The organism is Pantoea sp. X-Soil-TKNS-1280, from assembly GCF_059730475.1.
This window is the reverse complement of the sequence record NZ_AP035962.1, coordinates 3,668,929-3,681,069: the sequence shown is the minus strand read 5'-3', so window position 1 is coordinate 3,681,069 and position 12,141 is coordinate 3,668,929. Positions and strand designations below refer to the sequence as shown.

The window sequence follows — 12,141 nt, the reverse complement described above, 5'->3', positions numbered from 1 at the left end:
TCATTCCTTCTTGTTGTGCCCTCACCAGCTCAGGGTGACGGTTAAGGTATCGGTATAAACCCCGGCGCGCGTCGGGCCGGGTAGCTGCAACAAGCCATAAATTGGCAGCGTGATGTTGTTCGCGTTGCTGTAGCTGAGCGTGATAGGTGAATTCACCCCAATCGCGGTGGTGTGGCTGGCGTTGCTGTACAGGCTGTAAGCCACAGTGTTGGTGAAACTGGCCAGTTTCAGGTTGCGGGTGGTGGTGTAGTTGCTGCCACCGTTGATCGACATGCTCACGGTGGTGCCTGGGGTGCAGGCCAGGCTGATAGTGGAGCTTTGGACAAAACTGGCGCTGACGCTGCTGCTGGCGACGCCAGACTGGGTGCCAAAATCAAGCGTGCCAAAAACTCCGGGATTGGAACCGGAAACTACGCAGCCAGCCACTACTGAGGCAGAGACCTGAAAGGTTGCGGTAGGCAACCCCCAGACATTGACACTCCCTATCAGCAGGGTCAGACCGCCAGAAATGCGCGCCCACCCATTTACCCCTCTCACCCGGTTTAACCGAAACCTGCGCCCTAGTAATTCACTGCAACGTTAATGGTATCGGTGTAGGTACCTGCCGGGATCAATGGGTTAAAGCCGCCGCCGACCACACGACCATAAATGGCGTAGTTGGTACCCAGAGTCGGGTCAGTGGTACCGCTGGGGGCGATATTGGTGTTATTGGCAATGGCGGTGGTGAAGGCCGCATCGCTGTACAGGGTGTAAGCGATGCCCTGGGTATTGTTGGATCCGAGGATCAGATAACGCGGTTGCCCGCTGACGGTGCCATAAATGGTGGCTGGCGCAGCATTACTGCTGGTGACCTGCACGTTAAATGTCTGGCCGGTGGTACAGCGCACGTAGATACCGTTGCCGGAAGCCCCTACCAGGGTGGCATTCAACGTATCAAAGGTCGCTGCGCTACTGCCGAAGTTTAAAGTACCGAAATTCACCCCGGTTGTGGCCGACTGACCATTCACCAGACAGCCGGTGGTCAGGGTTAATGTAGCGTTAATGGTTCCCGTTGTGGTCGCAGCGAAAACAACAGAGTACGGAAGTGAGACGCTCAGGCTGGCAGCCAAAAGAAAAAGCTTGAGTTTCATAATCATTCCTTACTGATTATCCAGGGTCAGTGCTTTTTCACCTGATGATGCATTTATGAAATCAACCGAAAAATAACAAGGAGCCAGATTTGGCTGCACAGTAAAAATCCCTGACGACTAAGAAACTTCCTATAAGACAGGGAAATGATTTATATCAGTTTTCTTAACTATAGTTCAGCAAAGCGAAGCCTGTCAGGCCCACCAATAATTTTTCCCTAATCAATTTGCCCCGATAGCCGATAATTCAGTGATAGCAAGGGATTCAGGCAGGTTAAAAAAACTAAACGCGGAGTTATTCCAGCTACTACCGCGGCGCAGGGTTCAGTGTTATGTTCATACATTAATCAGACATAATAACGATTCTCCTCTCAGCGAATAAAAAAATCCCGGTGCGTTAGTCCCCAGTCAGGCTGGTACGATTAGCGGCTGAATCGCTTTTGAAGAGTTAACAGACCTTTTATGCATGCTTTTTAATCTTTGTTACGATTCGACGATTCAGCACCTGCTCGCTAGCGGGTTAGTGAGGAGCGCTCATGTTGCTGGTTACCTGGGATAGCGTTCTGGTGACGGTTTCTTTAATCGTTGCTTTTATCGCCTCATTTACGGCGCTGGATACCGCCGGACGTGTCGCCGTGTCACGAGGCTGCCTTGCCCGTTTGTGGCTGGTGGCAGGTGGCACCGCGATGGGCATTGGCGTCTGGGCGATGCACTTTATCGGCATGCTGGCGATGATGCTGCCGATGACCATGCGCTACGATGTGACGCTGACCTCGCTGTCGCTGGCAGTCGCCATATTGTCCTCGATCTTTTCCTTCGCGCAGGTGGTGCGCGGTAGCCATCTGACGTTCCGCCGTCTGGTACGTGGCACCCTGATCCTCGGCACTGGGGTAGTGGTAATGCACTTTCTCGGCATGAACTCGCTGATGATTGATCCCGCTATTCAGTGGAATATGAAACTGGTTGTCCTGTCAGTGCTCATCGCCTATAGCGCTGCGGGTGTCGCGCTGTGGCTGGCGTTTCATCTGCGTCAGGGGGATGGCCTGCTGATCATGCGTGCTTATGCAGCACTGGCGATGGGTATCGCCATTGCTGGTATGCATTACGTGGGCATGGCCGCAGCACAGTTCAACAACACCAGCAGCATGATGGAACATGGCGTAAGCGATCAGGGGTTGGCGGTGTGGGTCACCATCATCACGTTGAGTATTCTTGGCGTGACGTTGTTGATTTCTATGCTGGATGCCCAGCTGCGCGCCGCGCGTCTGGCGACCAAACTCAAGACGGCTAATAACGAGCTGCATCAGTTAGCGATGCACGATACGCTCACCACCTTACCGAACCGGGTGCTGCTGGAGCAGCAACTCGATGCAGCCGTCAAACACGCGACCCTCAACGATCAAACCTTCGCGCTGATGTTCATGGATCTCGACGGCTTCAAGGCAGTCAACGATACCTGGGGACATCATGTTGGTGATCGCTTACTTATCGCTGTTGCTACCCGCCTGCGTAACCAGCTGCGCAAGGATGCTATTCTGGCGCGCCTCGGGGGTGATGAATTCGTGTTGTTAAGCCCGAACTGCGATGGCCTGCAAGCTGCCGCGCAGGCGCAGCGGCTGGTGAATACCGTTGATGCCCCCTTCGAACTGGAGCGTTACTCGCTGCGCGTCTCGCTTAGCGTGGGTATTGTCATCTTTCCGCTGCATGGCCGCAGCAAGCAGGAGATGATGTTCAACGCCGATTCAGCGATGTATCACACCAAACATAGCGGCCGTAACGGCTGGAGCCTGTACGAACCGGCTATGAGTGCAGTGGCGCAATACCAGCTGGCACTGGCAAATGATCTGTGGAGCGCGCTGGAGCATCAGGAAATGCGGCTGTTCTATCAGCCCAAGTTCCGCGCCGGTGGCACGTTGCTGATGGGGTTTGAAGCGCTGCTGCGCTGGCAACATCCGCGCCGGGGATTGCTGATGCCGGATATGTTCCTGCCGCGTGCAGAGAAAACCGGACAGATTATCGCGCTGGGGAACTGGGTGATTAACGAAGCCTGCCGCCAGCTGCGCCAGTGGCATGACGAAGGAAACAACAGCTGGAGCGTCTCGGTTAACCTGTCGGCGCTGCAATTTCATCAGCGTGATCTGATCGACAGCCTGAGTGAAATTCTGCAACGACACGGCTTGCCGGAAGGGATGCTGATGCTGGAAATCACCGAAACCATCGCCATGCGTGACCCGCAGTTCAGCCAGCAACGCATTGCTGAGTTACATCAGTTGGGTGTCCGGGTCGCGATTGATAATTTTGGTATCGGTTATGCTAACTTGCTGCACCTGAAACATCTGGAGGCTACCGAGCTGAAGATCGATCGCAGCTTCATCAATAGCCTGCGTGCTGACAGTGAAGATGCCACGGTGGTCACTGCCATGATCAGCCTGGCGCAGAGCCTGAATCTGCGCATGGTGGCTGAGGGTGTGGAAACGGAAGAACAGCAACGCTTATTGACCGGGCTGGGTTTTGACATGTTGCAAGGCTATTTGCTGGGGAAACCGACACCGGCAGAGCGCATCAGTGAATTCACCGTGGCGGCACCCGCGCCACTGAGCATCCCCGATAACGTTGCACCACTGGCAGGTGCCTGACAAGTAATTTTGATTTTCTGAATCGCAATCTTTCATCGTTCAAAGACTTATAACGACAGCACGACTGTCGGTAAATTGTACAATAATATTTATGTATTTTACTTTTTGTTAACAACACCACGGCTGCTAACCCAGCTATGACTTGGGAACTCACTATGTTAGTGACTTCGTACGATTGGTATACCGTCATCGTCTCCGTTCTGGTGGCGATGCTGGCCTCCTTTACCGCGCTGGATATGGCGGGACGAGTGGCCACCTCCAGCGGCAAGACGGCGCTGGTGTGGTTGTTTGGCGGCGGCTTTGCGATGGGCGTCGGCATATGGGCGATGCACTTCATCGGCATGTTGTCGATGAGCCTTGATATGGTGATGAGCTACAACCCGTTATTGACGGCAGCCTCGATGGTGATTGCCGTGCTGGCGTCGATCTTTGCTCTGTGGCTGGTCTGCTCTGGCGATCTGCCCTGGCCGCGCCTGTGCGGCGGCGCGGTGGTGCTCGGCACTGGCGTGGTGGCGATGCACTACACCGGCATGGCCGCGTTGATGTTTGCACCCGGCATTGTCTGGAATTGGTATTGGGTTGCCGCGTCAGTGGTGATCGCGCTGGTCGCCTCCGGGGCGGCGCTGTGGCTGGCGTTCAACCTGCGTGAAGGAAATGGTCGCGTCACCCTGCTGCGCCTGGGGGCCTCGGTGGTGATGGGCTGTGCCATCGCCGGTATGCACTATACCGGCATGGCAGCGGCGGATTTTCCGATGCAAAGCCACGCGACACATATGGGCGTTAACAGTAACTGGCTGGCGATGCTGGTGACGGTGGTAACGCTATCGATTCTGGGCATTACCCTGCTGGTATCCATGCTGGATGCAAGGATGCAGGCACGAACCTCCATCCTCGCGCGCTCGCTGGCCGAGGCCAACCGTGAACTGGCGCAACTGGCGTTGCATGACAACCTGACACGCCTGCCGAACCGTATTTTGCTGGAAGATCGTCTCGACCAGGCCATCAATAAAGCGGACCGCGAACACTCGCATTTTGCGCTGATGTTTATGGATCTTGATGGCTTCAAAGCGGTTAACGATGCCTTTGGCCACCATGTCGGTGACAATCTGCTGATCGCGGTAACCGAACGCATGACCGGGCAGATGAAAGGGCACTACACGCTGGCGCGCATGGGTGGCGATGAGTTCGTGTTGTTGATTGAAATCGATGATCCGAACGATGCCGCCGCTGCTGCTGATGCGCTGGTGAAGGCGATTGAAAAGCCGTTCAGCATCTCACGTTATGAGTTAATGGTGTCGCTGAGTATCGGTATCGCCGTGTATCCCGGCGATGGTGTCGATGAGCGTGAACTGATGTTTAACGCCGACGCCGCGATGTATCACACCAAAAATAACGGGCGCAACGGCTACAACTTCTTCCAGCCCTCAATGAACACCCTGGCGCAGAGCCAGCTGCAGTTAAACAACGACCTGTGGCAGGCGATGGAGAACAACGAGCTGCGGCTGTTCTATCAACCCAAATATTGTGCACCGAGCGGACCGATCATTGGTTTTGAGGCGTTGCTGCGCTGGCAGCACCCGACGCGCGGCTTGCTGGCACCCGATAAATTCCTGCCGATGGCGGAGAAGACCGGGATGATCATCAATATCGGTAACTGGGTGATCAATGAAGCCTGCCGACAGCTGCACTGCTGGCATTTGCAGGGACATCCGCACTGGTCAGTGGCGGTCAACCTGTCGGCGTTGCAGTTTGAGCAGAGCAATCTGGTGGAAACCGTCACGCAGGCCTTGTCGCAGCATCAGATTCCGGCTGAGCTACTGACGCTGGAGGTCACCGAAACCACCGCGATGCGTGACCCGGAGGAGAGCGTCCGTATCCTGACCGAGCTGACCAATATGGGGGTGAAAGCCTCGATTGATGACTTCGGCACCGGCTATTCCAGCCTGTTATATCTCAAGCGGTTACCGGCCAGTGAGCTGAAAATCGACCGCGCCTTCGTTAATGAGCTACAGGCAAAATCAGAAGATGCTACCATCGTCTCGGCGATTGTGGCGCTGGCACAGTCGCTGGATTTGAAAGTGGTGGCCGAAGGGGTAGAAACCGAGGGGCAGCAGGCGTTTCTGACCGGGCTGGGTTGTAACACGCTACAGGGATATCTGCTGGGCAAGCCGGTACCACCAGAACGCATTGGCGAACTACCGGAGTTTGTGACCCCGGCAGCGGAACTGGAAGTTACCGCGAAGTAAGCCTTTTATGAATAGGTAGCGACGGAGATTCAGGTGGCGAAATATCAGCAGCTGGTTGATCAACTGCGGGAACAAATTGAAGCCAACATCTGGCAGCCAGGGGAAAAACTGCCGTCGCTGCGTCAGCAGGCCGATCAATCCGGCCTCAGCCTGATGACGGTGATGCACGCTTACGAAGTGCTGGAAAGCCAGGGCTGGATTCTGTCGAAACCGCAGTCCGGCTACTATATCGCGCCCCGTGCGGCGGCTCCGCGCCCGCGTCTGCCAACCCAAACCGTGGCCCGCCCGGAGCAGACCGACACCAACAGTTTCGTGTTTGATGTGCTGCAAGCCACGCGCGATCCGGCCATTATGCCGTTTGGCTCCGCCTTTCCCGATCCTGAACTGTTTCCGCAACGCCAGCTGATGCGTTCGCTGGTGAAAGTCTCGCATAACCTGAAACCGACCGATGCGCTCAACAACCTGCCGCCGGGTAACGCTGATTTGCGCAAAATCCTTGCCCAGCGCTATGCGCAGCAGGGCATAACCATCTCGCCGGATGACATCGTGATCACTAACGGTGCGATGGAAGCGCTCAACCTGAGCTTACAGGCGGTGACCGAACCTGGCGACTGGGTGGTGATTGAGAATCCCTCTTTCTATGGCGCGTTACAGGCGATTGAACGCCTGAAGCTGAATGCGATTGCGGTCGCCAGCGACGTGGAGCAGGGGATTGATTTTGGTGAGCTGGAACAGGCGTTACAGCGCTGGCCGGTAAAAGCCTGCTGGCTGATGACCAACCGGCAAAATCCGCTCGGGTTCACCTTAAGCCATGCGCGCAAGGAGCAGCTGGTCACGCTACTGGAGCGCTACGGCGTGGCGCTGATTGAAGATGATGTGTACAGCGAACTGTGGATTGGTGACGAAAAGCCGCTCCCGGCGAAAGCCTTTGATCGTAACGGCGACGTGATGCATTGCGGCAGCTTCTCCAAAAATCTGGTGGCGGGGTTTCGCATTGGCTGGGTGGCAGCGGGAAGACATGCCCAGCGCGTCCAGCGTATCCAACTGATGAGTACGCTTTCCACCAGCGCACCAATGCAGCTGGCGCTGGCGGATTTCCTCTCCACCCGCAGTTACGACAGCCATCTGAAGCGACTGCGTCAGACGCTGGCGAAACGCAAACAGCTGGCGCGCACGGCATTGCAGCAGGTGCTGCCTGCCGAGGCCAGTATCAGCGATACCCCTGGGGGTTACTTTTTATGGGTAGCCTTACCCGCCGGTATCAATACTACGCAGCTGTATCATCTGGCGTTAAAGGAAGGGATTAGCATCGCGCCGGGGCAGTTGTTTTCCAGCAGTGAGGATTTTCGCCACTGCTTCCGCTTCAACACTGCCTGGCCATGGGATGCGCGCGCCGAAGCGGCGGTGGCAATGCTGGGCACTTTGATCAAACAGCTTCACCCGTAACCGCGCGATAAATCGCGCCGCTACGGATGTGCGTGGGTTATACCTGTGCGGCCTGTTGGTGACCCCAGGTCAGGTAATACACGTCGTAAAAATCGACCTCACCTTTCTGCTGCATCAGGCGATGAATCCCGCTGCGCACCCGATCCGGCGTGCCGGGGTTATCCAGAATCTTCGAGATACCTTGCTGCGATACCGGCTGAATGTAATACCACTCGCCGTTGTAGCAAACGCGCAGATCCAGCGCATCAATATCCTCAAAGCGATACTTTGGATTGATATCCAGCAGCATCAGGAAGCTCATCACCAGCACAAACGCGGTGGCGAACCAGAATGCGGGCCAGCCAAGCATGTCGGTGGAAAAAATCAGTGCGACGCACAGCGCGTAACACAGGTACATCACTCCCCACAGCCCCGGATGGGTTTTCAGAAACGAAAAGCTAAAACGCGGCCGGTTATCGCGGCGTTCTTCACGGTTCAGGGTAGCGATTTCATCAATCAGGATTTGTTTAATGGCGTCCATTGTTCACCTCTCTTTCACTGCCTGCCAGTAAAGCATGTAACAGTGAAGAGTTGCAGACACAGATCAGTGCAGATTTTTTATAACAGTTGCGCGGTAAATCGCCCTGCGCCGGGTATTGCGCTCAAAATGTTAAAGAGGTTAATCATTAATTTGGCTTTAGTTAGCAAAATCATGCTTTTATGTGAATTTTGCGGACCTGAGCACATTGTATTGTCATCCGATTTTGCCACACTATTAGCATGTAGCTAACCGGAGAAAGAGTATGACTGCCTACCCATCCAGCCTGCTGTTACTGATGTCTTTCGCCGCTGGCACCTTTTCCGCAGGGGCTTCCAGTAACCCGCAGCATCTTATGTTATCGATCCCGTCCGGCGGTGTGCCGAACAATCCGTTGCCGCTGATCATCTGGCCCGGTGTCGCACCTGATGACGACGACGATGAAAACCAGGATACCGCCGCCTGGTTTGAAAAAACCTTTACCGATAACGGCTGGCCCGCAGCCTGGCGTTATCCGATCTTCCCTTATACCCATTACCACCCGAACACCCATGAAGTGCTGGGTGTCGCGGCGGGTTGGGCGGAAGTGCTATTTGGCGGTGACAGTGGCCGTATGGTGACGCTGCGCGAAGGCGATGCGGTATTGGTTCCGGCAGGGGTCGGCCATAAACAGGTCCACGCCAGTGAGGATTTTATGGTGGTTGGCGCCTATCCTGAAGGTATGTCGCCGGAAACGCTGCGCGATGAACCCCGCTTCCTGAGAACCTCTCAGCAGCAGATTCAGCGCGTACCTATGCCGCAGCGCGATCCTTTCACCGGCGGGGAGGGGGCAATGACTGAAATCTGGCTACCAGTCACGCAGCAGCTTGTGCACCGATAAGGTGCAGTTTTGTAACAACCCGGCGTCGGCCCACTGATGGGTAGCGTGTGCGTCACAGCGCACACGCGCCTGGCACAGTTTATGCAGCAGTGGAATCAGGTCCTCTGATAAGCGCCGGGTAAATCATGAAAGAAAGCTACCAGATAGCATCACACTTCTATGATGAGATGTTGCTGAGCGACGGCCAACACCGCGCTCACTATCAGCACTACTGGGAATGGTTGCAAGCGGCGGACAAAGAGGCAGTGGCGCGTAAACGCGAAGAAGCGGAACTTTTGTTTCATCGCGTTGGCATCACCTTCAACGTCTATGGCGAAGACGGCGGCGCAGAGCGCCTGATTCCGTTCGATAGCGTGCCGCGCATTATTCCTGCCAGCGAATGGGCGATGCTCGATCGCGGTATCCGACAACGGGTACAAGCCCTCAATGCCTTCCTGCATGATATCTACCACCAGCAGCACATCCTGAAAGCGGGCATCATTCCGGCCGAGCAGGTGCTGGTCAACGATCAATACCAACCCTGCATGCAGGGCGTTGATCTGCATCGCAATATCTATGCGCATATCGTTGGCGTGGATATGGTGCGTAACAATGATGGCGAGTATTACGTGCTGGAGGATAACCTGCGCACCCCGTCTGGCGTCTCCTATATGCTGGAGAACCGCAAGATGATGATGCGCCTCTACCCGGAGTTGTTTGCCGAGCAGCATGTGGCCCCGGTGGAGCGTTATCCGTCACACCTGTTGCAGACGCTGCGTGAAAGCTCGCCGGTAAACGATCCGGTGGTGGTGGTGCTGACGCCAGGCCGCTTCAACAGCGCCTATTTCGAACACAGTTTCCTCGCGCAGCAAATGGGTGTGGAGCTGGTGGAAAGCGCTGACCTGTTTGTTAAAGATGGCGCGGTGATGATGCGTACCACCGCCGGACCCTGCAAGGTGGATGTGATCTATCGTCGCGTCGATGATGCCTTCCTCGATCCGCTGGCGTTCCGTCCGGATTCGATGCTGGGCGTCCCGGGATTGCTGTCGGTATATCGTGCCGGGAATGTGGTGCTGGCGAATGCTATCGGCACCGGGGTAGCCGATGACAAGTCGATCTATCCTTATGTGCCGGATATGATCCGCTTTTACCTCGACGAAGATCCGATCCTCAACAACGTTCCTACCTGGCAGTGCCGCAACCCGAAAGATCTCACCTACGTGCTGGCGAACCTCGACAAGATGGTGGTGAAGGAAGTGCACGGGGCGGGTGGCTACGGCATGCTGATTGGTCCGGTGGCCAGCCAGCAGGAGCTGAGCGATTTCCGCGCGCGCTTACAGGCGCGGCCCGATAACTACATCGCGCAAGACACCCTGTCGCTCTCCACCTGTCCGACGTTTATCGACAACGGTCTCGCGCCGCGTCATATCGACCTGCGTCCGTTTGCCCTGTGCGGAGCGGATATCCGTCTGGTGCCGGGCGGCCTGACCCGTGTGGCATTGACAGAAGGCTCGCTGGTGGTGAACTCGTCGCAGGGCGGCGGTACTAAGGACACCTGGGTTCTGGAGGATGATGAATCATGCTAAGCCGCACGGCCAGTGGCCTCTATTGGATGGCGCGCTATCTGGAGCGCGCAGAACAACTTGCCCGGGTGCTGGATGTGACCAACCGGCTGTCGCTGATGCCGGTACGCAACAGCCACGGTGATGAGTTGCTGTTGCCGCTCAATCTCACCGGCACGCGTCAGCTGTTTGAAACCCTGAACGGGCGTTTCACCATGCCCCAGTTGTTCAACTTCTTTGCCCTCGACGATCGCAATCCCAGCAGTATTTTCAGCTGCTGGCAATCGGCGTGGAACAACGCCCACGCGGTGCGCGGCAGCCTCTCTTCGGAAGTGTGGGAGAGCATCAACTCCACCTGGATTGAGATGCGTAACATGCGCCGTCGTGGCATTTCCAGTGCCAATGCCGACAGCTTTTTCGACTGGGTAAAAGAACGGTGCCACCTGTTTCGCGGCGCGATGTTTGGCACCCTGCTGCGCGGCGATGCGATGAGTTTTATCCGCCTTGGCACCCTGATGGAACGTGCCGACGGCAGCGCCCGTTTGCTGAGCGTGAATCAGCAATTGCTGGAGCAGCACCCCGATTCGGTGCGCGAATATTACTGCCTCGACACCCTGCTGCGCGCGGTATCTGCGCGCGAGGCCTACAACGCGATCTTCAAACAGCAGCTGATGCCGGATCTGGTCAACGAGATGCTGATCCTGCGCAGCGAAAGTCCGCGATCGCTGCATTCCTGCATCGAAGAGATCGCCAATCAACTGGAGCAGATCGGCAGCAGTGGAGAAGATCGTCCGCGTTACCTCGCTACGGTGCTGTTGGCCGAGATGCGCTTCAGTACCTGGGAAAGCCTGACGCGTGCGGGACTCAATAACTGGCTGAATCACTTCCTGGAAGACATTAATCAATTGGCTGACAGCATTAATCACACCTATCTGGAGGCGAAATGAGACTGAACATCGAGCACAAAACCTGGTATGCCTGGGAGCATCAGGTCAAACTCAGCACCCAGTATCTGCGCCTGACGCCGCAAAATTCGGTGCATCAGCAAATTCTGTCGTGGGAGCTGGCGCTGCCGTGTGAAGCCACACGCACCGTTGATGCTTACGGTAACGTGATGCATGTCCTGACGCTGGATACCCCGCATCAGATGCTGGAGATTACCGCCCGTGGCGTGGTGGATATTCTTGATGATGGTGAGATGGCCGCCGATCCCGATTCCACCCTGTCGCCACTGATTTTCCTGCGCGGCACGCCGCTGACTCAGCCAGATAGCGCGATCCGCGACTTTGCCCTGCGTTACTGGCGAGCGGAAGCGCCACTTGCCAGTCTGGAAAAACTGATGGGCGAGCTGCTGCTGAAAATGCCTTACCGCCCCGGCAGCACCCAGGTGACTGATACCGCCGCGAAAGTATTTGCCGCCGGCTCTGGCGTTTGCCAGGATCACAGCCACGTGTTTCTTGCCTGCTGTCGCAGTCTGGGGATTCCGGCGCGTTATGTCAGCGGTTATCTCTATACTGACAATGTCGAACACGTTGCCACCCATGCCTGGGTTGAGGCCTGGCTGGATGGCAGTTGGCACAGCTTTGATATCACCAACAATACCCGCAGTACGCGGCAGCATTTGCGGCTGGCGGTGGGCGTGGATTATCTCGATGCCTGTCCGGTACGCGGTATGCGGCTGGGTGGTGGGGGTGAAGATATGCTGGCGGTGGCCGCGGTGCAACAGGTGCACTCGCAGCAGTAATTTT

10 protein-coding genes are annotated in these 12,141 nt (G+C 56.2%); 7 read left to right on the top strand and 3 right to left on the bottom strand.

The window, feature by feature from the left end:
• Window positions 1-21 precede the first annotated feature (21 nt).
• Both AC6I8X_RS16990 and AC6I8X_RS16985 read right to left on the bottom strand, forming a co-directional pair.
• Window positions 22-537 (bottom strand): Csu type fimbrial protein, encoded by a 516-nt coding sequence (locus AC6I8X_RS16990; protein WP_299459593.1) that lies wholly within the window; start codon window positions 535-537, stop codon window positions 22-24.
• 23 nt (window positions 538-560) lie between these two features.
• Complete coding sequence (locus AC6I8X_RS16985) at window positions 561-1,130, bottom strand: spore coat protein U domain-containing protein (RefSeq protein ID WP_084876825.1); 570 nt, start codon at window positions 1,128-1,130, stop codon at window positions 561-563.
• A 533-nt stretch (window positions 1,131-1,663) separates the two neighbouring features.
• On the opposite strand from AC6I8X_RS16985, the gene AC6I8X_RS16980 reads away from it, so the two are divergent.
• The 3 genes from AC6I8X_RS16980 (at window position 1,664) to AC6I8X_RS16970 (ending at window position 7,455) form a co-directional block, all read left to right on the top strand.
• The gene (locus AC6I8X_RS16980; protein ID WP_313683110.1) at window positions 1,664-3,763 is read left to right on the top strand and encodes a putative bifunctional diguanylate cyclase/phosphodiesterase; all 2,100 of its coding nucleotides are present in this window, start codon (window positions 1,664-1,666) and stop codon (window positions 3,761-3,763) included.
• 155 nt (window positions 3,764-3,918) lie between these two features.
• Complete coding sequence (locus AC6I8X_RS16975) at window positions 3,919-6,009, top strand: putative bifunctional diguanylate cyclase/phosphodiesterase (protein WP_497840165.1); 2,091 nt, start codon at window positions 3,919-3,921, stop codon at window positions 6,007-6,009.
• 33 nt (window positions 6,010-6,042) lie between these two features.
• A complete protein-coding gene (locus AC6I8X_RS16970) occupies window positions 6,043-7,455 on the top strand; it encodes an aminotransferase-like domain-containing protein (RefSeq protein WP_313683112.1) in 1,413 nt (470 codons plus the stop codon).
• Window positions 7,456-7,492: 37 nt separating this feature from the next.
• Here AC6I8X_RS16970 and AC6I8X_RS16965 read toward each other — a convergent pair whose 3' ends face one another.
• On the bottom strand, window positions 7,493-7,975 hold the full coding sequence (locus AC6I8X_RS16965; protein ID WP_497840164.1) for a YlaC family protein: 483 nt from the start codon (window positions 7,973-7,975) through the stop codon (window positions 7,493-7,495).
• Window positions 7,976-8,237: 262 nt separating this feature from the next.
• On the opposite strand from AC6I8X_RS16965, the gene AC6I8X_RS16960 reads away from it, so the two are divergent.
• From AC6I8X_RS16960 to AC6I8X_RS16945, 4 genes are all read left to right on the top strand, one after another.
• On the top strand, window positions 8,238-8,852 hold the full coding sequence (locus AC6I8X_RS16960) for a cupin domain-containing protein (RefSeq protein WP_497840163.1): 615 nt from the start codon (window positions 8,238-8,240) through the stop codon (window positions 8,850-8,852).
• Between the two features lie 125 nt (window positions 8,853-8,977).
• Window positions 8,978-10,417 (top strand): circularly permuted type 2 ATP-grasp protein, encoded by a 1,440-nt coding sequence (locus AC6I8X_RS16955; protein ID WP_084876819.1) that lies wholly within the window; start codon window positions 8,978-8,980, stop codon window positions 10,415-10,417.
• Window positions 10,411-11,340, top strand: coding sequence for an alpha-E domain-containing protein (locus tag AC6I8X_RS16950; protein ID WP_313683114.1), 930 nt, complete (start codon window positions 10,411-10,413; stop codon window positions 11,338-11,340). Before AC6I8X_RS16955 ends, AC6I8X_RS16950 begins: the two co-directional genes overlap by 7 nt.
• Window positions 11,337-12,137, top strand: coding sequence for a transglutaminase family protein (locus AC6I8X_RS16945; RefSeq protein ID WP_313683115.1), 801 nt, complete (start codon window positions 11,337-11,339; stop codon window positions 12,135-12,137). The genes AC6I8X_RS16950 and AC6I8X_RS16945 overlap by 4 nt, the downstream gene beginning before the upstream one ends.
• Window positions 12,138-12,141 lie beyond the last annotated feature (4 nt).

Coding starts and splice junctions, on each gene's coding strand:
- AC6I8X_RS16985 (WP_084876825.1), bottom strand. CDS start 1,130: ATGAAACTCAAGCTTTTTCTTTTGGCTGCCAGCCTGAGCGTCTCACTT.
- AC6I8X_RS16980 (WP_313683110.1), top strand. CDS start 1,664: ATGTTGCTGGTTACCTGGGATAGCGTTCTGGTGACGGTTTCTTTAATC.
- AC6I8X_RS16975 (WP_497840165.1), top strand. CDS start 3,919: ATGTTAGTGACTTCGTACGATTGGTATACCGTCATCGTCTCCGTTCTG.
- AC6I8X_RS16965 (WP_497840164.1), bottom strand. CDS start 7,975: ATGGACGCCATTAAACAAATCCTGATTGATGAAATCGCTACCCTGAAC.
- AC6I8X_RS16960 (WP_497840163.1), top strand. CDS start 8,238: ATGACTGCCTACCCATCCAGCCTGCTGTTACTGATGTCTTTCGCCGCT.
- AC6I8X_RS16955 (WP_084876819.1), top strand. CDS start 8,978: ATGAAAGAAAGCTACCAGATAGCATCACACTTCTATGATGAGATGTTG.
- AC6I8X_RS16950 (WP_313683114.1), top strand. CDS start 10,411: ATGCTAAGCCGCACGGCCAGTGGCCTCTATTGGATGGCGCGCTATCTG.
- AC6I8X_RS16945 (WP_313683115.1), top strand. CDS start 11,337: ATGAGACTGAACATCGAGCACAAAACCTGGTATGCCTGGGAGCATCAG.